Origin of the sequence: Streptomyces sp. NPDC102283, from assembly GCF_044766265.1 — a bacterium.
Lineage (GTDB): Bacteria > Actinomycetota > Actinomycetes > Streptomycetales > Streptomycetaceae > Streptomyces.
Genome location: NZ_JBIWLQ010000023.1, coordinates 84,112 through 101,575 on the forward strand (window position 1 = coordinate 84,112; position 17,464 = coordinate 101,575).

Sequence of the window (17,464 nt, forward strand, 5' to 3'; positions counted from 1 at the left end):
CCGCGCGGGCCGGCGGAGGTCACTGCTCCCGCATGCGGAGCTCCAGGCGGTCGATGGCGGCGCGGACCCCGCCGCCGTACCCGTCGTCCGCGAGCGACTCGGCCGCGGCGCGGGCCCGCTGGAGGTGGATACGGGCCGAGTCGGGGCGCTGGAGCTTGAGGTAGTCCGCCGCGAGGTTGAGGTGCAGCGAGGGGTAGAACGCCCGGACGGCCGGGGTGTCCCGGTGTTCCGGCCCCCGGGCTCCGCCGCGCCTCTCGCCCGGCCCGTCGCCCTCACCCGGCTCCTCGGCGGTTCTCAGCCCCTCGGCGGCCGTCAGGGCGCGCAGATCCCAGGCCAGCTCGTCGCCGGGGTCGTCCTGGGTGTCGGCCATGTAGTGCGCGAGGGTGCAGCGGTGCAGGGCGTCACCGTCCGCTCCGAGCTCCGACCAGAGCGCGCCGAAGCGGTTGCGGGCCTCCTCCCGGTCACCTCCGTGGAGCAGCATGATCGCCTGGCCGATCCTGGTCATGACGGCGTCTTCGGACGCCTCCTGCTGCTCCACCACTGCGGTCTCCTCCGTCGCCGGTCCAGCCGGTTGCCGTCGGTCCGACGCTAACGCCGGGCTTGCGCATAACCGGTCAGACACGGGCGTCGGGGCCCGTAGGCCGGGTGTCGGCCGGGGTGTCGGCCGGGCTCCGTCAGCCGAGTCCGGGGATCCGCCAGTCGATCGGCTGATGGCCCTGGGCGGCCACGGCCTCGTTGATCTGCGTGAAGGGGCGGGAGCCGAAGAACTTCTTGGCGGAGAGCGGCGAGGGGTGCGCGCCCTTCACCACCACGTGGCGCTCCTCGTCGATCAGGGGCAGCTTCTTCTGCGCGTAGTTGCCCCAGAGCACGAAGACGGCCGGGTCGGGCCGGTCGGCGACGGCGCGGATCACCGCGTCGGTGATCTTCTCCCAGCCCTTGTTCTTGTGGGAGTTGGCCTCGCCGGCCCGGACGGTGAGCACGGCGTTGAGCAGCAGGACGCCCTGCTCGGCCCAGGGCATCAGATAGCCGTTGTCCGGGATCGGCAGGCCGAGCTCCTGCTGCATCTCCTTGTAGATGTTGCGCAGCGACGGAGGCGTCCTGACGCCGGGCCGCACGGAGAAGCAGAGCCCGTGCCCCTGGCCCTCGCCGTGATACGGGTCCTGGCCGAGGACGAGGACCTTCACCTTCTCGTACGGCGTGGCGTCCAGGGCGGCGAAGACCTGCTCGCGCGGGGGATAGACGGGTCCCTTCGCCCGCTCCTCCTCGACGAAGTCCGCCAGTTCCTTGACGTAGGGCTTCTGGAGTTCTTCGCCGAGGACGGCGCGCCAGGACTCGGGCAGCAGGTCGATATCGGTCACGTCCACAACCTCCGGTGAGCAACAGGTTCTTGATCCCAGAACCTACCGGGCGCCACTGACAACGGACCCCGGGAGCCCCTTCCGTACGGCGTCTACCAGCTGGCCTTGCGGTACAGCTCCCACAGCTGCATCACGGTCTGCGGGTCGAGTGCGCGCTCGCTGCCGCCGATGTCCTCGCCCGAGGCGACGTACAGCTTGCCCTGCCACAGCGGCAGCAGGCGGACGTCCTCGACGAGGATCTCCTGGGCCCGCTCGAACTGCTTGCTGACCGCGCCCCGGTCGCTCTCCTGCCGCGAGGCGGGGATCAGCTGCTGGGTGATCTCCTTGTTGACGTACGGCGTGCCGGTGACGCTCTCCTTGCCCACGAAGGGGGCGATGAAGTTGTCGGGATCCGGGAAGTCCGGGAACCAGCCGCGGCCGAAGACCGGGTACTCGCCCTTGTTGAAGCCTTCCTGGAAGGTCTTCCAGGGCTCGCCCCGCAGCGTGATCTCGAACAGCCCGGACGCCTCCAGCTGTCGCTTGAGCTCCTCGAACTCGGGCTCCGTGGAGGAGCCGTAACGGTCGGTGGTGTACCAGAACTTCATCTTCACGGGCTTGGTGATGCCGGCCCCGGTGAGGATGTCCTTCGCCTTCTTCACGTCCGGGTCGCCGAAGGTGTCGAAGAAGCTCGTGGTGTGTCCGGCGATGCCCTTGGGGACCATGGAGTAGAGCGGCTCGGCGGTTCCCCGGTAGACCTTGGCGACGAGGGCGTCGCGGTCCACGACGTGGGCGATGGCCTTGCGGACGGCGGGGTTCGCGGCGGCCGGGTCCTTCGGGTTGAAGACCAGGAAGCGGATGTCCGCGCCGGTGCTCTCGACGATCTGGAGGCCGGCGTTGTCGTCCTTGTTGTCCTCCAGGCTGACGACCTCCTCGGCGGTCAGACCCCGGTAGGTGGCGTCGATCTCGTCCGCCTTGAGCGCGGTCACCATGTCGGCGGACTGCTCGAAGTAGCGGATGGTGACCGCGTCGTTCTTCCGGTCGGCGAAGCCCTTGTAGTCCGGGTTCTTCTTCAGCTCGGCGGTGACCCGGTCCTCGTAGGACTCCAGGAGGTAGGGGCCGGAACCGGTGATCCTGCCGTCGTCGCGGATCTTGTCCTTGGGGTAGTCGCCGGGAGCGACCAGCGACATCGCGGGCGTGGCCAGGATGAACGGGAACGTGGCGTCGGACTTGTTCAGGTGGAAGACGACCGTGTCGTCGCCCTTGGTCTCGATCCGGTCCAGGGAGTCGAGCATCCCGGCCGGGCCGCCCTTGAAGTGGATGTCCACGATGCGGTCGATGGAGAACTTCACAGCCTCGGCGTCGAGCTTCTCGCCGTTGGAGAACTTGAGGTTCTTCTTGAGCGTGCACCGGTACGCCATGCTCGTGGCGTCCGTGAACTTGCAGGAGTCCGCCGCGTCCGGCTCCGGACTCGTACTGCCGGAGGGGAAGCTCACCAGAGTCTGGTAGACGTTCCGCATCAGCTCCCAGGAGCCGTCCCAGGCTGCCGCGGGATCCAGTGTGGACGGGGAGCTGGTCGTCCCGACGACTATCTTCTGGTCCGTTTCCGATCCACTGTCGGAAAGGAGACCGCAGCCGGCCAGCAGAGAAAGGGAAGCTAGGGCTGCAGCAGCCTGCAGACTGGCCCGGTAGAACACGCGCACGCTCCTCGATCAGCCATGGGTCGGCAGACCATACCGCAGCGCCCCACCGGGTCAATCCGGTGGCCCGGCGGGGCACTTGACTCAATCAGGGCCAAATCGGCTCAGGCCACTCTCAGCCCACGCCGGCGTTGAGGAAGATTCCCCCGTCGACCACGAGGGTCTGGCCGGTGATCCAGTCGGACTGCGCGGAGGTGAGGAAGGCAGCCGCGCCGCCGATGTCCTCGGGCACGCCGAGCCGGCCCAGCGGATAGGCGGCGGCCGCCTCCGCTTCGCGTCCCTCGTAGAGGGCCTCGGCGAACCTGGTCTTGACCACGGCCGGGGCGATGGCGTTGACCCGGACGACCGGGGCGAACTCGTGCGCCAGCTGGAGGGTCAGGTTGACCATCGCCGCCTTGCTCATGCCGTACGCGCCGATGAACGGCGACGCGGAGACCCCGGCGACCGAGGCGATGTTCACGATCGTCCCGCCGTTCTCCTTCTGCCAGGCCTTCCAGGTCTGCTGGGCGAAGCCCAGCGCCGAGATCACATTGGTCTCGTAGACCTTGCGGGCGACGTTCAGGTCGAGCTCCGCCATGGGACCGAAGACCGGATTCGTCCCGGCGTTGTTCACCAGGTGGTCGACCCGGCCGAAGGCCTCCATCGTGCGCTCGACCGCCACGGCCTGGTGCGCCTGGTCGTGCGCCTTGCCCGCGATGCCGATCACCCGGTCGGAGCCGAGCCGCTCGACGGCCTCCTTGAGGGCGTCCTCGCCCCGCCCGGTGATGGCCACCCGGTCGCCGCGGGCGACGAGCGCCTCGGCGATCCCGTAGCCGATGCCCCGGCTCGCGCCCGTGATGAGGGCGACCTTTCCGCTGTCCTGCACCGTCATGTTGTCCGCTGCCCTTCGAATCGGTTCCGGATCAGTTGAGGGGCCCGCCGGCCACGTACATGACCTGGCCGGAGACGAAGCCCGCGTCGTCGCCCGCGAAGAAGGCGATGGCGTTCGCGACGTCCTCGGGACGGCCGACGCGCTGGACCGGGATCTGGGTGGCGGCGGCCGCCTGGAACTCCTCGAAGCCCATGCCGACGCGGGCGGCCGTCTGCGCGGTCATCTCCGTGACGATGAAGCCGGGCGCGACGGCGTTGGCGGTGACGCCGAACTTGCCGAGCTCCTTGGCGAGCGTCTTGGTGAGGCCCTGGAGCCCCGCCTTGACCGCGGAGTAGTTGGCCTGGCCCCGGTTGCCGAGGGCCGAGGAGGAGGAGAGCGAGACGATCCGGCCGAACTTGGCCTCGACCATGTGGGCCTGGACGGCCTTCGCCATCAGGAACGCGCCCTTGAGGTGCACGTTCATCACGAGGTCCCAGTCGGACTCGCTCATCTTGAACAGCAGGTTGTCGCGGAGCACGCCCGCGTTGTTCACGAGGATCGTCGGCGCGCCCAGCTCTGCGGCGACCCGCGCGACGGCGGCTTCCACCTGGCCGGCGTCCGACACGTCGCAGCCGACGGCGAGCGCGGTGCCCCCGGCGGCGGTGATCTTCTCGACCGTGTCCTTGCAGGCCGCCTCGTCGAGGTCGAGTACGGCGACGGAACGGCCCTCGGCCGCGAGACGGACGGCGGTGGCGGCGCCGATGCCCCGCGCCGCTCCCGTCACGATGGCGACGCGCTGCTCGGTGGTGGACATGCTTGGTTCTCCTCGCCCTTGGATCGGGGCTCAGCGGGCGTCGGGAGTCTCCCTGACAGAGGGAATCCCGATCACTGAGCAACCGCTTAGTACCTTCAGCAGACGAGACGCTAGAAGCCCTGGCACCCGGTGTCAACGGCGTACGCCCCGGCGGGCCGCACGTCACACCGGGCGGGGAGCGCCCGCCGCTGTGCCGTCGCGGTCCGGCCGGGGCGTGGATCAGCGCACGAGGAGGTCGAGCAGCCGTTCCACCTCACCGGCCGGGTCGGTGGTCAGGCCGCTGTGCACAGCGCCGGGCTGGACGACCGTGGAGCGCGGGGCGATCAGCCAGCGGAACCGCCGCCCGGCGTCGTCGCCCGCCGCCTGGCCCGCGCCCTCACCGCCGCCGCAGACACCCTCGACGGCGCGCAGGGCGGCCCGCACCCCGATGACATCGGCCCGCGGGTCCAGCGCCTTCAGCTTCGCCTCGTCCAGGTGCGTGCGGGCGGCGACGAACGAGTGGGCCCGGCAGTAGACGAGCACCCCGGCGTTGAAGCACTCCCCCCGCTCGACCCGGGGCACGACACGCAGCAGTGCGTACTCGAAGACATCGCGCCGCGTCATCGGCCGCCCTCCTCACCGGTACGGGCGGCTGCCGCGGCGCGGTCGCCGCCGGGCTTCTGCCGCGGCGGCAGGCGCTCGGTGAGCCAGCCCGGGGCCTGGGAGGGCCGGGCCGCGGCCGGTGTGTCCAGGGTGATCCGCCCGTGGATGTCGGCGGCCCGCGCGAGCAGCGGTGCGATGTAGGCCCGGCGCACCTCGTCGACGGAGGCGAAGCCGGGCTCGTCGGCCAGCCAGACGTCCGGAACGGCGGCGGCGACCTCGGTGAGCAGGTCCTCGGTGACCAACGGGGCCAGCTCGGCGGCCGCGGCCGCGATGTCCGGCCCGAAGGACGCCAGGACATGGTCCGAGGCGTTGTACGGCTTGGCGGCGGAGGCCTGGGCGCCGGGCCAGTTGTGGTGCCAGATCATGGTCGCGCCGTGGTCGATGAGCCAGAGGTCGCCGTGCCAGACGAGCAGGTTCGGGTTGCGCCAGGAGCGGTCGACGTTGTTGATCAGCGCGTCGAACCAGACGATCCGCCCGGCCTCGGCCGCCCCGACCTCGTAGGCGAGCGGATCGAACCCGAACGAGCCCGGCAGGTAGTCCATCCCGAGGTTCAGTCCGCCGCTCGCGCGGAGCAGCTCCTGCACCTCCTCGTCGGGCTCGGCGAGCCCGATGACGGGGTCGAGCTCGATGGTCACCAGCTCGGGCACCCGCAGCCCCAGCCGACGGCCGAGCTCCCCGCAGATGACCTCCGCGACCAGCGTCTTGCGGCCCTGCCCCGCCCCGGTGAACTTCATGACATACGTGCCGAGATCGTCGGCCTCGACGATTCCGGGGAGCGAGCCGCCCTCCCGCAGGGGTGTGACATAGCGGGTCGCCGTCACCTTCGTTAGCACTTTCCCAGGCCACCCGTCTCTTCAACCTTGCGGACCACGATCGACTCAGGAGGGGCTGGGCACGGAATCCGCGCATCGACGGCTCTGGGGAGACTCCGAGGAGTCCGCACGACATGCGGTTCTCCCTGTTCCCGGCTTCCCGAGCAGTCCGTCGACGGCAGCGCACCCTCCGCTTCCGGCCTCCGAGATGAAGTGAGCATAGTAACCGAGGGTGATCACGAGCGAAACCACGGCGATATCCGGTGCGGCAAAGCGCAACCGCCGTGGCGTCGTCCGCAACACCCGCAAATCCCGCCCGTACAAGCTCGCACCGGCCGGACGGGCGAACAGCCGGTACAGCGGTAGAGCTTGCCCTCGCCGGGCGAAGACCGTTACCGGACAACCCTTCGACGTTTCGACGAACACGGTCGACGGCGACCCATACGATGCGCGCAGGTACGTCCACCTGGGGCAGGGAGCACCGATGCGGAAGCTTGTGTCCGTCGGTTTTGACTACGACAAGACACTCGAGGACCTCTTGATGGGGCGGCCGAAGAAGCCCGACTCGCCCTTCGGTTCACAGGAGGCCGGCGACAGACTCCACGCATCGGCGTGGCCCGATCTCGAAGCGATGGTCGGAGGGGACCGGTGACGACGCCTCACGATCCGGACCATCGCGCGGAGATCCTTGAGCTCTACAAGCTCGCCGTGGAGATGGCCGACCGCGTCTCCGCTCGCCGAGGGACCGCCAACGCCTTCTTCCTGTCCGTCCAGACCGCGTTCGTCGGCCTCGTCGGCTTCGGATTTCCGGAGCTCTCCAAGTCCTCCTGGTGGGCGGCGCTCGCCGTGGCTCTGGCCGGAGTGACCCTGTCCGCCACCTGGTGGCTCCAGCTTCGCAGCTACCGGGACCTCAACACGGCCAAGTTCAAAGGCATCAACAAGATCGAGGAGCACCTTCCGGTCAAGATCTTCGCGGACGAGTGGGAAGCCCTGCGCCGCGACCCGGTCGTCGGCTGGCGCAAGCGCTACGCCGAGTTGGGCACGTCCGAGCGCCTCGTGCCCCTGGTGTTCGTCGCGGCGCATCTGCTTCTGCTTGCCGGCGCACTGGCCGTGTGACCTCCCTCGACTCCCTCGCCGTCCTGATCCGGTCCGGTCTCCCTCTCCGACGCCGAGCCTCCCGAGGACTCGGACGCGCTGTTTCGCCTGTACGCGGCTGCACCACCTCCGGAGCGGTTGGTTCGGGCGGTGGTGTTCGACCGGGAGAGCAGCCGCCCGGACGTCGTCTCCGACGCCCCTGCCCGCAGTCCGAAGCTGTGCCATCGTGGCGGGCAGCCCGAGGGTGCGGGACCAGCGGGCGGCCCGGCCCGGAAGGAGTCGATCGCCTTGCCCGCATTCGACAGGGAACGACTGCGGACAACATTCTGGCCCGATGGGATGCGGCACGACAGCAGGCGACGAGGCAGGTCGACGCGGATGCGGATTTTCACAGGTGGCTGATGCGTACGTTTCCGGTGCTCGCCCATGATCTCGGGCCGGCGCCCGATGAAGATCTGGCGCACTGCATGACCGTCGCCGCGACGACAGAACGCTGCATTTCGTTGGCTCGCTTCGACGACTCGCTCATTTTGACCGACTGGCTCGTCGGCCTGTATGCGCCCCATGGCGACAGCCTCGCGCTGCGGACGATCTCCGGAGCCGTCGAACTCTACCGTGACGCGGCTCCGGTGCCCGAGCTGTACGCACACGCGACCGACTCTCTCAGGCGCGTGGTCGACCTGGTGCCCCGCGGAGGAGAGACCGAGACGGAACGGCTGAGCTGCAGGGCACTGATGAACCTCAGTACGCTTCTCGCCCTCGGCAGAGACACCCACAACCACCGGCAACGCACGCGAGCGAGCATCGAAGTCTGCGACGAGATCGTCGAGCGCTGGGAGTCGAGCAGCGACACCTGGCTGCGCGGGAATGTCGCCGCCACCCTGGTGAACAAGGCAATCAGCTATATGGAGATCGGCGAAGAGTCGGCGGCCGGACGCACCTACGCGCGCATCGTCGAATTATTCGCGGTGGACATTGCCGAGACCGGAAACCTCACGCTGCGCGAGCAGGTTTCCACCGCTCGAGATGCGCTGAACGGTTCTTCGCCTGCGAGGTGCCACAGCTCGGCGAGGCCCTCACACCGGGCGACCCGGCTCTGACGGGGTTTCCGGTGATCGTGCGCGCCGATGACGTCGTGACGGCCGATCCCGCGAACTCTTTCCTGCGGGAGCTCACCGGCCCCATCGTCGAACTCCGCACGCGCCCGGTAGCTGAGCGCGTCGCCTGGATGCGACGACGGCTCGACGCGGCGTGGGGCTGAGCGGAAATGGTCCTGGCCGGGCAGCAGCACCCGCAGGGGTGCGGACAGATGCGCGCGGCGGACGCGCGGCCGGCCGCCGCGCGTACCGGCCTGCGACCGCCTCCTGCCGCAGGGGCAGCGGCACCGGACCGCGCCGCGCTCCCGGGTGGTGCGGACGTCGGCGCCCCCTTCGAAGTCGGATACGACGGCGGCACCGCGACCGTCCGGACGTCCGCGATCCGCCCGAGAGCGACCACTGCGGCCACCGAAGACCCACATGCCACCACGGCTCCTTCACGCGAAACGCACAAGGCCTCGATCAGAAGCGCATGAACAGGCCAGAACGAGTCGACTTCGATGACCGATCTACCCCATATTGAGAATCGATCAAGTCATCTCTTTCCTCGTGACAACTGTTCCGACATCAACGAATCACGGGCTGGAAACCGACCCCATGAGGCGGCACTTCTCGCGTTCGAACGCCTGAACGGCCAAGGTCGGGCAGAGAAGATCGTGACGATACGGGGGAATCATGGGGCAGGACAGACTCGGAGCGAGACCCGGCGACCGCAGAATCACCCGCGCCACCCACTGGGCCGGCCTTCTGCTGTGCTGGGCTCACGTGATCGCGATGGCCCTCACCGCCGCCGAGGCCGTGCTCCGGCCGACAGCCGGCTGGTGGGTCGTCTCCTGGATGGTCACGGCCGCCCTGTTCATCGCCTGGGTCCTTCTCCGAACGGCCGAGAAGAGGCTTCTTTGCCAGGCGGCCGGCACGGAGGACGAAGAACCCGACTGCCCGTTCCCCGAGGCGCCCACGCACTACGACCGGGCCGCGTAGCCGGCCCCGGGGTCGACCTGACCCTCGGTCCGAGCTTCGATGCGCCGGCCGGGACGGAGGGGCCGAGTCGTGGCGGCGGAAGTGGACGCGCCGACCGCTTTCCGCCGACTCCGCCGCAGCCACCGCTCGACGTGACATATCCCGCCGCGAGGGCGGGTAGTGGCCTGTTCCCCGCCGGTGTTCGCGCGGCGGCCCGTGGGTGCGGTGGCCGGCGCCGCCTTCCGATGGAGCGTCCATGTTACGGATCCACTTCACGCCCGAGGACCTGACGCGGGTCAGGGTGGCCCAGGGGCCGGACTTCCTGTGGGAGATCGCCAACAGCGTGCAGACCCTGCAACGGACGGACGGGGAAAGGGTTTTCGGCGCGTGGCGCCGCTGGGCGCGGCCCCGGCTCCCGGAGAGCCGTCGCCTGCTCTCCCCGCTCCTGCCGCCCCGCGGCTACTCCCCCGACTTCCTCACCCCCACCTCCGGTGGCCGCACCACGCTCCGGACCGCCGTCGACACCCTGCTCGGAACACCGCGGCCGAGGCTGCGTGCGGAGCTGACCCGACTGGCCGGGTCGACGCGGCTGCCCGGCTGGGCCGGCTCCCTGGCCGAGGGCGACACGGACGCGCTCGCGCGGCTGGGCGAGGCGCTCCGCGCCTACCAGGCGGAAGCGCTCGTGCCGCATTGGCCGCACGTCCGCGCGGCCCTGGAGGCGGACCGCGCTCTGCGGACACGGCACCTGATGGACGGCGGCACCGAGGCGCTGCTGGCCGGGCTCGGGCCCGACGTCCGCTGGCGGCCGCCCGTGCTGGAGGTCACCTATCCGGTCGACCAGCTCCTGCGGCTGGACGGGCGGGGGCTGGTGCTCCAGCCGTCGTTCTTCTGCTGGCCCACCCCGACCACCCTCGCGGACGGCGGCCTGCCGCCCGTCCTGGTCCATCCCATCCACCACACGGCCGACTGGGCCGGGCCCACCGGGGTGACGGGACCGGCGACGGGCCGGGGCGCCCTCGGCCGCCTCCTCGGGCAGACCCGTGCGGACCTCCTGCGGGCCACCCGCGCCGGCTGCTCCACCGTTGAGGCGGCCCGGATGCTCCAAGTGACCCACCCGGCGGTCAGCCAGCACATGAACGTCCTGCGCGCGGCGGGGCTGACCACCACCGTCCGCACGGCCGGCCGCGCCTTTCACGTCGCGACCGCCGAGGGGCGCGCGCTGCTGGCCGCGGAGGACCGCCGCGCCGGTCTCGGGCCGGACGGCGAAGCGTAGCCGTAAGCCTGGGCTTACATCGCTTGTGCCCTGCTCGGCCGGGACCTCACGCTGTCTCCTGCCACCGCACCGCACCCGGCCGGACGGCCCCCACTGCCGTCCCCGCGCCGATGTCCCCGTACGGCCCCGTCCCCCACAGGAGCCCTCATGCGCGCGAGACTCGTCCCCAGCACGGTCGCAGCCCTCACCCTCGCAGCACTCCTCCTCCCCGGCACCGCTCAGGCGTCGCCCGCCCCCGCCGTCCCGGTCGTCGACGTGCGGGCCCACGACTCGACGGCCGGGACGGCCCTCGCCTCCGGGTACGACGAGCCGGGGACCCGGCTACGGGTCGCCGCCGGGCGAATGAGCGCCGCACGCTGGCTGGAGATCGACTACCAGGTCCAGGAGACCGGCTACTGGTGCGGCCCCGCCGCGACGCGGATCGCGCTCTCCGCCCGGACCGCCGCGCCGAGCCAGGGCGAGCTGGCCGCGCAGCTCGGCACGACCGAGGCGGGCACCGACCACATCGGCCAGGTCACCGGTGTGCTCAACGCCCGGCTCGGCGGCGGCTGGTACGAGACCAAGGAGATGCCGAACGACCCGCCCACCCAGGGGCAGCGGGACCTGCTGTGGCACGACGTCGCGTACGACATCGACCGCGGCTATCCGCTGGTCGCCAACATCGTCGCCCCGCCCGGCAACCAGCCGCCCGGCTACCCGCCGGACCAGACGATCTATCACTACTTCACCGTCTTCGGCTACGACGCGGTCGACCGCACCGTCCTCATCGCGGACCCCGCGTCCTTCGGCGGCAACCAGATCTACTGGATCTCCTTCGACCAGCTGGCCACCCTGATCCCACCGAAGGGCTACTCCGCCTGACTCCGCCCGCGACCCCACTCCCCTTGACCAGGAGGTCACGTTGAGCACGCAACGGCCCACCCGCAGAGGCGTCATGAAAGCCGCCGCCGGACTGACCGCGACGGCGGCACTCGGCGCGGCAGGCGTCATGGCATCGGCATCCGCCGCCCACGCCGTGGGCGACGGCTTCGGTCTGCGCGTCGTGGACCGCGACGAGCGAGATCCCCGCATGCGCTACTTCCGCTTCGCGACCGACGCGATCGGCTGGGACCCGGGCGTCAACGTCCTGCTTCCGGACGGCTACCACACCAGCGGGCGCAGGTACCCGGTCCTGTACCTGTTCCACGGGGGCGGCACCGGACAGGACTTCATCACGTTCGACCGGCTGGGCATCCGCGCCTGGACCGCCGGGAAGCCGATCATCGTCGTGATGCCCGACGGCGGATCCGCGGGCTGGTACTCCAATCCGGTCGGCTCCAACGTCGGCCCCCGCGACTGGGAGACCTTCCACATCGCGCAGTTGCTCCCGTGGGTCGACGCCAACTTCCGTACGTACGCCGAGTACGACGGTCGGGCCGTCTCCGGGTTCTCGATGGGGGGCTTCGGCGCGCTGAAGTACGCGGCCAAGTACTACGGGCACTTCGCCTCGGTCAGCTCCCACTCGGGACCGGCCAGCCTGCGACGCGACGCCGGGCTCGTCACCCACTGGGCGAACCTCTCCTCTGCCGCTGTGGAGTTGGGCGGCGCCACGGTCTACGGTGCGCCGCTGTGGGACGAGGCCCGGGTCAGCGCCGACAACCCGGTGCAGCGCGTCGAGAGCTACCGGAACAAGCGTGTGTTCCTGGTCGCCGGCACCAGCCCCGACCCGGTCAACTGGTTCGACACGGTCAACGAGACGCAAGTCCTGGCCGGTCAGCGGGAGTTCCGCGAGCGGCTCGGCTCGGCGGGCATCGGGCACGAGTGGCACGAGGTGCCCGGCGGCCACTTCGTTCGACCGGATCTCTTCCAGCGGGACCTGGACGGGATCGTCGCTCGCCTCCGTAAGGCCTGACGGGCCGCGCCACCGGCGTACGGCGGAGCCGCCGCGGGCCCGGGGAGACTTCCGGGCCCGCGGCGGCTCGCGGCGTTCCGCGCGTACGGCCGTCAGCCGGCGAAGCAGAGCGGCTGGCCGCCGGAGAAGGCGAAGCAGGAGACCTGGCGGGAGGCCGTGCCGCTGCGTCCGCCCCGGTCCGTGACGGTCAGCTGCACGGTGTAGGTGCGCTGGGCCGAGGGGTAGCGGTGGGAGGCGGTGGCGCCGGAGGCGGTCGTGCCGTCGCCGAACTTCCAGGCATAGGCGGCGATGTCGCCGTCCGGGTCGGTGGAGCCGGAGGCGTCGAAGGAGCAGTCCCCGTACCAGCAGGAGAGGGTGAAGGACGCGGTCGGCGCCCGGCCGGTCGGGGGTTCGGTGGTTCCGGCGGTGACCTGCTTGGTCAGGGTGCCGCTCTCGCCGCTGTCATCGGTGACGGTGAGCTCGACGTCGTAGGTGCCCGCCTTGGTGTAGGTGTGGGACGGCTTCGCGCCCTCGCCCTCGGTTCCGTCGCCGAAGTCCCAGGCGTAGGCGGCTATGTCACCGTCCGGGTCGGTGGAGCCGGAGGCGTCGAAGGAGCAGGCAGCGGTGGTCGTGGAGCACTGGGCGGTGAACGCGGCGACCGGCTTTCCGGGTTCGGCCGGGCCGCCGCCGAGGTCGGTGACGTCCAGCAGCCTGTTCGGGGAGGAGGAACCGGGGTTGGTGACGACACCGGAGAGGGCGTTGTCCACCAGGGCGTCCCGCACCTGCTGCGGAGTGGCGTCCGGGTGGGCGGAGAGGTGGATCGCCGCCGCGCCGGCCGCGTGCGGGGACGCCATGGACGTACCGCTCATGGTCTGGGTGCCGCCGCCCATCCGGGTGGAGACGATGGAACCGCCGGGGGCGAACAGGTCGAGGCAGCGGCCGTAGTTGGAGAAGCTGGAGCGGCCGTCGTTGCTGTCGGTGGAGCCGAGGGTGATGGCGGCGGGCAGCCGGGCCGGGCTGGTGTTGCAGGCGTCCCGGTTGTCGTTGCCCGCGGCGACCGCGACCGGGATCCCGGCGTTGATCGCGCCCTGGACCGCGTCGTCCATGGCCTGGTCGCTGCCGCCGCCGAGCGACATGTTGGCGACGGCCGGCTTCTGCGCGTTCCGGGCCACCCAGTCCATGCCCGCGACGATCTGCGAAGTGGAGCCGGAGCCCTGGCAGTTGAGGACCCGGACCCCGACGAGCTTCGCCTTCTTCGCGACGCCGTGGCTCTTACCGCCGACGGTGCCGGCGACATGGGTGCCGTGTCCGTGGCAGTCGGCGGAGTCGGCGTCGTTGTCGATGAAGTCGCGGCCCGAGGACGCGCGGCCCTCGAAGTCGGTGTGCTGGCGGTAGAGGCCCGTGTCCACGATGTACGCGGTCACGCCCTCGCCCTCGTTGGGGTAGGCGTACGAGGAGTCCTTGACGCCGTCGGCCCGGTCCAGGCCCCAGGAAGGCGGGTTGGGCTGGGTTCCGGTGGCCCGGGCCTCGGCGTCGGCCTGGACGTAGCGGACGCCGGGCTCGGCCGCCAGCTTCCGGGCCTGGGCGGCGGTCGCCTTGAGCGCGAAGCCCTTGAAAGCGGTGGAGTACACGGTGCGCACCGTGCCGCCGTGCTCGGCGACCAGGCCGGCGGCGGCCGTGCCCGCGGCGATCGAGGGCGCGTCGTCGAGGGCGACGATGTAGCGGCCGGGTATCGCCTCGGCCCGGTCCGCGCCGAGGATACGGCCCTCGGCGGGAGAGGCGGGGGCGGTCGCCCCGTGGGCGGGGGCGGTTCCGGCGAGTCCGAGCGCCATGGTCGCGGCGGCCGCGGTACACAGTGCGCCGAGAAGGCGCGGTCTGCTGGTTGTGCGCATGATCTGTTTGCTCCCTTGGCTCCGTGTGATGGGGAACCGTGCCGGGCCGCCGAGAGTTGGGGAGGGCGGCCCGGCACGGGTGGCACAGGAGCCGCCGCTCCGGGCTGGGGCGTGGGGCAGGGTGTGCGCCCGGGGCGACGACGGGGGCAACTCTCCGGTCCCGCCAGGGCCGGAACAATCCGTACGGCACTGCGTAGCGCCACCTATTCAATGGCCCCCGTACGCCCGGAATCATCCGGGACGCCGTCATAGCGGGTCTCCCGCACCGCGCCGCGGGCGGACACGTTCAGCTTCCGGAGCACCTTCGCGACGTGCTGTTCCACGGTGCGCGGCGACAGGAACAGCACGTCGGCGATCTCCCGGTTGGTGTGACCCGTCGCCACCAGGCGGGCGACGTCCCGTTCGCGCGGGGAGAGTTCGTTGCCGTATCCCCTGCGCCCCCGCCGAAGCCCCTGCGGAGCTCCGGCGCCCCGCTCGCGCAGGGCGCTGCGGCAGCGGGCGGCGTCCCGTACGGCACCCAGCTCCTCGAAGCGCGCGGCGACCGCGCGCAGCCGCTCCACCTCCCCTCCGGCGGCCCGCTCCGCGCACAACGCCGCCGGATACGGGGCCGGGAGCGCCGCGTACCGTTCGGCGGCACGGGCGTTCTCGCCCCGGCAGGCGGCGAGCGCGGCCCGCGCGGCGGGTGCGTCCAGGTCGCCGAGCCCGGCCGTGAACTCGGCGAGCACGTCGCGCGCTTCGGCGGCGCGGTCCGCCGCTCGGTACGCCGTCAGCGCGGCCGGAACCAGCTCCGCGGCCCAGGCCCAGACGCCCTTGCGACGGACCCGGCCCAGCGCCCGCGCGGCCTCCGCGCACGCCCGGTCGCTCTCGCCCCGCTCCAGCCGGATCCGTACGGCGGCGGCCGACGCGGCGGCGAGTGCGGGCGCCGGGGCGTTGACGGGGTCGCCGAGCGCCGCCGCGTCCAGGTGCTCCAGGGCCGCTTCCCACTCCCCGCGGGTCTCGGCGAGCAGCCCGAGGACGAGGTGGGCGTCGGAGGCGATGCCCGAGACGCCGGGCGCGTCGGCCAGGACCGTGCGGGCCCGGTCGGCGAGGCCGCGCCAGGCTCCACGCGACCAGGCCATGCGCAGGGCGGTGCCCTCGATGATGCCGCTGAGGAAGGGCGCTCCGGCCGCTTCCGCCAGCCGCACTCCCTCGTCCCGGAAGCGTTCGGCGTCGGCGGACCGGCCCGCCCAGGCGCAGGCGTCGGCCGCGTTGGCGCACATCCGGGCCAGCTCGACGCGCTCGGCCGGGCTCCGCCCGTCGACGAGCAGCTTCTCGGCCTCCTCGCGCACCGCGTCGCCGTCGCCGAGGCAGACCCGCAGCGCCAGATGGTTGCCGCGCACCGCGAGCCGCAGCGCCCGGTCGCCGTGTCGGGCGGCGAGTTCCTCGGCCCGTTCGGCCCAGTGCGCGTGGACGGCGACGGGGTGCTCGCCCCACATGGGCATGGCGAGGCCCGCCATGGCGCGGGCGGCCAGCTCGGGGCGTGTCTGCAGCTCGTCCACGGCCAGCTCGGTGTCCAGACGGCCCTGTTCGTGCCGGCCGGCCTGGTTGTTGAGCAGCAGTCCCAGGTTGAGCCGGATCTCGCCCCGTACGGCGTCCGGCAGTTCGGCGGAGGCCGCGGAGGAGACGACGCGGCGCAGCAGCCGGCTGGAGCGCCGGTGGGCCAGTCCGAAGAGGGCGGCCCGGCTGAGGCGCACCGCGAGCCGCGCCCGGTCCTCCTCCGGGAGGCGGGGGTCGTCCAGGAGCCCCTCGTAGAGCTCGACGGCGAGCGCCGCGTCACCGAGCCTCCGGGCGGATTCGGCGGCCTGTTCGGCGTAGGCGCGCCAGGCGGTCAGGTCGCCGGCCTGGCGGGTGTGGTGGGCGAGCTGGACGAGCGGCGGGGTTTCCTGGGCGGCCAGCACCGCGGTGGCGCGCCGGTGGAGTCGCCGCCGGTCCGGTCTCAGGAGCCCTTCGTAGACGGCCTGTTGGGCGAGACCGTGCCGGAAGCCGTAGCGGTCGTCCCCGCAGTCGTGGAGCACGCCCGCGCGCAGGGCCTCCCGGAGGGCGTCGGCCGCCTCCTCGCCGTCCTGGCCCGCCACCGCGCCGATCGACTCCTCGGCGGCGGGCACTTTCAGTACGGCGGTGGCGTGCACGGCGGCCGCTGCCGGCTCGGAGAGGCCCGCCACCCGCTCGGCCATGGCGTCGCGCAGGAGGAGGGGCACCGCACCGTGGGATCCGTCGAGTTCGCCCGGTTCCTCCAGGACGAATTCGAGGACGAAGGGGATGCCCGCCGTCCGTTCGTGCAGCCGGTCCGCCACGGCGGCGGGGACGTCACGGCCGGTCAGCGCCGCCGTGAGGGTCCTGACTCCGGCGACGTCGAGCGGGCTCAGCGGGAGGACCACCGAGGTGACGCCCGGCGGGTGCCGGTAGGCGCGGCCCAGCGGCAGCGCCCCGCTCCTGAGGTCCTCGCGACGGTAGCTGAGGACGGTGGCGAGGCCCGGCGGCGGGTCTTCGGCAAGGAAGCGGAGCAGGTCCCGGGTCCCGTCGTCGGCCCAGTGCAGGTCCTCCACGACGAGGACCACCGGGGACACCGCGGCGAGCAGTGCCCGCACGGCCCGGAAGAGACGGTGGGCCGCCGCCTGCGGATCGAGCAACGGGGCTGGTTCGGGCGGCAGTTGCTCGGCGAGTTCGGGAAGGTAGGGGCGCAGGGCCCCGCAGACCGGGTTGAGCCGCTCGGGGACCGCGCCCTCCAGGGTGCGCAGGACGTCGAAGACGGGACCGTACGGGAAGGGCTCGCGCAGCGGCGGGCAGGCGCCGGCGAGAACCCGGGTGCCGGGCGGGCGGCCGGGGCCGGGCACGGGGTGTCCGACTGCCTCGCGTATCAGCCGGGTCTTGCCGACGCCCGCCTCCCCCTCGATCAGGGCGACGGACGGAGGATGGGCGATCACATCGAGCAGGGCGTGCAGTTCTCCGGTCCGTCCGACCAGCACCAACGCGGACTCCCCTGACGGCGGCGGCAGATGTCGGCGAAACTACCCCCGGTCGACGGGGCCGTCCAGCGGCGTACCGGCATCCCGGCGTTCAGGCGCTCAGGTGTCCAGGCATCCCGG

General features: G+C 71.8%; 17 protein-coding genes. 8 read left to right on the top strand and 9 right to left on the bottom strand.

Going from position 1 to position 17,464, the window contains the following annotated elements:
- Positions 1–19 precede the first annotated feature (19 nt).
- The 7 genes from ACIRJT_RS33250 to ACIRJT_RS33280 form a co-directional block, all read right to left on the bottom strand.
- Positions 20–541, bottom strand: a complete 522-nt coding sequence (locus ACIRJT_RS33250; RefSeq protein WP_403916698.1) for a hypothetical protein — start codon at positions 539–541, stop codon at positions 20–22.
- 133 nt (positions 542–674) lie between these two features.
- Positions 675–1,358 (bottom strand): uracil-DNA glycosylase, encoded by a 684-nt coding sequence (locus ACIRJT_RS33255; protein ID WP_403916700.1) that lies wholly within the window; start codon positions 1,356–1,358, stop codon positions 675–677.
- Positions 1,359–1,450: 92 nt separating this feature from the next.
- Positions 1,451–3,031: an ABC transporter substrate-binding protein gene (locus ACIRJT_RS33260; RefSeq protein ID WP_403916703.1), complete on the bottom strand. Its 1,581-nt coding sequence runs from the start codon at positions 3,029–3,031 to the stop codon at positions 1,451–1,453.
- A 118-nt stretch (positions 3,032–3,149) separates the two neighbouring features.
- On the bottom strand, positions 3,150–3,905 hold the full coding sequence (locus ACIRJT_RS33265; protein ID WP_403916705.1) for an SDR family oxidoreductase: 756 nt from the start codon (positions 3,903–3,905) through the stop codon (positions 3,150–3,152).
- Between the two features lie 31 nt (positions 3,906–3,936).
- On the bottom strand, positions 3,937–4,698 hold the full coding sequence (gene fabG, locus ACIRJT_RS33270) for a 3-oxoacyl-ACP reductase FabG (protein WP_030582031.1): 762 nt from the start codon (positions 4,696–4,698) through the stop codon (positions 3,937–3,939).
- Positions 4,699–4,917: 219 nt separating this feature from the next.
- The gene (locus ACIRJT_RS33275) at positions 4,918–5,301 is read right to left on the bottom strand and encodes a DUF3037 domain-containing protein (protein WP_403916708.1); all 384 of its coding nucleotides are present in this window, start codon (positions 5,299–5,301) and stop codon (positions 4,918–4,920) included.
- A complete protein-coding gene (locus ACIRJT_RS33280) occupies positions 5,298–6,173 on the bottom strand; it encodes a HipA family kinase (RefSeq protein ID WP_403916711.1) in 876 nt (291 codons plus the stop codon). Before ACIRJT_RS33280 ends, ACIRJT_RS33275 begins: the two co-directional genes overlap by 4 nt.
- Before the next feature lie 211 nt (positions 6,174–6,384).
- Between ACIRJT_RS33280 and ACIRJT_RS33285 the strand changes: the two genes are divergently transcribed.
- The 8 genes from ACIRJT_RS33285 (at position 6,385) to ACIRJT_RS33320 (ending at position 12,468) form a co-directional block, all read left to right on the top strand.
- Positions 6,385–6,804 carry a hypothetical protein gene (locus ACIRJT_RS33285; protein WP_403916714.1) on the top strand — a complete coding sequence of 140 codons (420 nt, stop codon included), beginning with the start codon at positions 6,385–6,387 and terminating at the stop codon, positions 6,802–6,804.
- On the top strand, positions 6,801–7,268 hold the full coding sequence (locus ACIRJT_RS33290; RefSeq protein ID WP_403916717.1) for a hypothetical protein: 468 nt from the start codon (positions 6,801–6,803) through the stop codon (positions 7,266–7,268). Before ACIRJT_RS33285 ends, ACIRJT_RS33290 begins: the two co-directional genes overlap by 4 nt.
- A 380-nt stretch (positions 7,269–7,648) precedes the next feature.
- The gene (locus ACIRJT_RS33295) at positions 7,649–8,347 is read left to right on the top strand and encodes a hypothetical protein (RefSeq protein WP_403916720.1); all 699 of its coding nucleotides are present in this window, start codon (positions 7,649–7,651) and stop codon (positions 8,345–8,347) included.
- A gap of 11 nt (positions 8,348–8,358) precedes the next feature.
- Positions 8,359–8,508: a hypothetical protein gene (locus tag ACIRJT_RS33300; RefSeq protein WP_403916723.1), complete on the top strand. Its 150-nt coding sequence runs from the start codon at positions 8,359–8,361 to the stop codon at positions 8,506–8,508.
- A gap of 511 nt (positions 8,509–9,019) precedes the next feature.
- The gene (locus ACIRJT_RS33305) at positions 9,020–9,325 is read left to right on the top strand and encodes a hypothetical protein (protein ID WP_403916726.1); all 306 of its coding nucleotides are present in this window, start codon (positions 9,020–9,022) and stop codon (positions 9,323–9,325) included.
- Between the two features lie 235 nt (positions 9,326–9,560).
- The gene (locus tag ACIRJT_RS33310; RefSeq protein ID WP_403916729.1) at positions 9,561–10,577 is read left to right on the top strand and encodes a winged helix-turn-helix domain-containing protein; all 1,017 of its coding nucleotides are present in this window, start codon (positions 9,561–9,563) and stop codon (positions 10,575–10,577) included.
- 147 nt (positions 10,578–10,724) lie between these two features.
- Positions 10,725–11,438: a C39 family peptidase gene (locus ACIRJT_RS33315; RefSeq protein WP_403916731.1), complete on the top strand. Its 714-nt coding sequence runs from the start codon at positions 10,725–10,727 to the stop codon at positions 11,436–11,438.
- A 40-nt stretch (positions 11,439–11,478) separates the two neighbouring features.
- A complete protein-coding gene (locus ACIRJT_RS33320) occupies positions 11,479–12,468 on the top strand; it encodes an alpha/beta hydrolase (RefSeq protein WP_403916734.1) in 990 nt (329 codons plus the stop codon).
- A gap of 92 nt (positions 12,469–12,560) precedes the next feature.
- On the opposite strand, the gene ACIRJT_RS33325 is transcribed toward ACIRJT_RS33320, so the two are convergent.
- Complete coding sequence (locus tag ACIRJT_RS33325; RefSeq protein WP_403916737.1) at positions 12,561–14,339, bottom strand: S8 family serine peptidase; 1,779 nt, start codon at positions 14,337–14,339, stop codon at positions 12,561–12,563.
- A 203-nt stretch (positions 14,340–14,542) separates the two neighbouring features.
- Positions 14,543–17,344, bottom strand: a complete 2,802-nt coding sequence (locus ACIRJT_RS33330; RefSeq protein ID WP_403916838.1) for an ATP-binding protein — start codon at positions 17,342–17,344, stop codon at positions 14,543–14,545.
- Between the last annotated feature and the right edge of the window lie 120 nt (positions 17,345–17,464).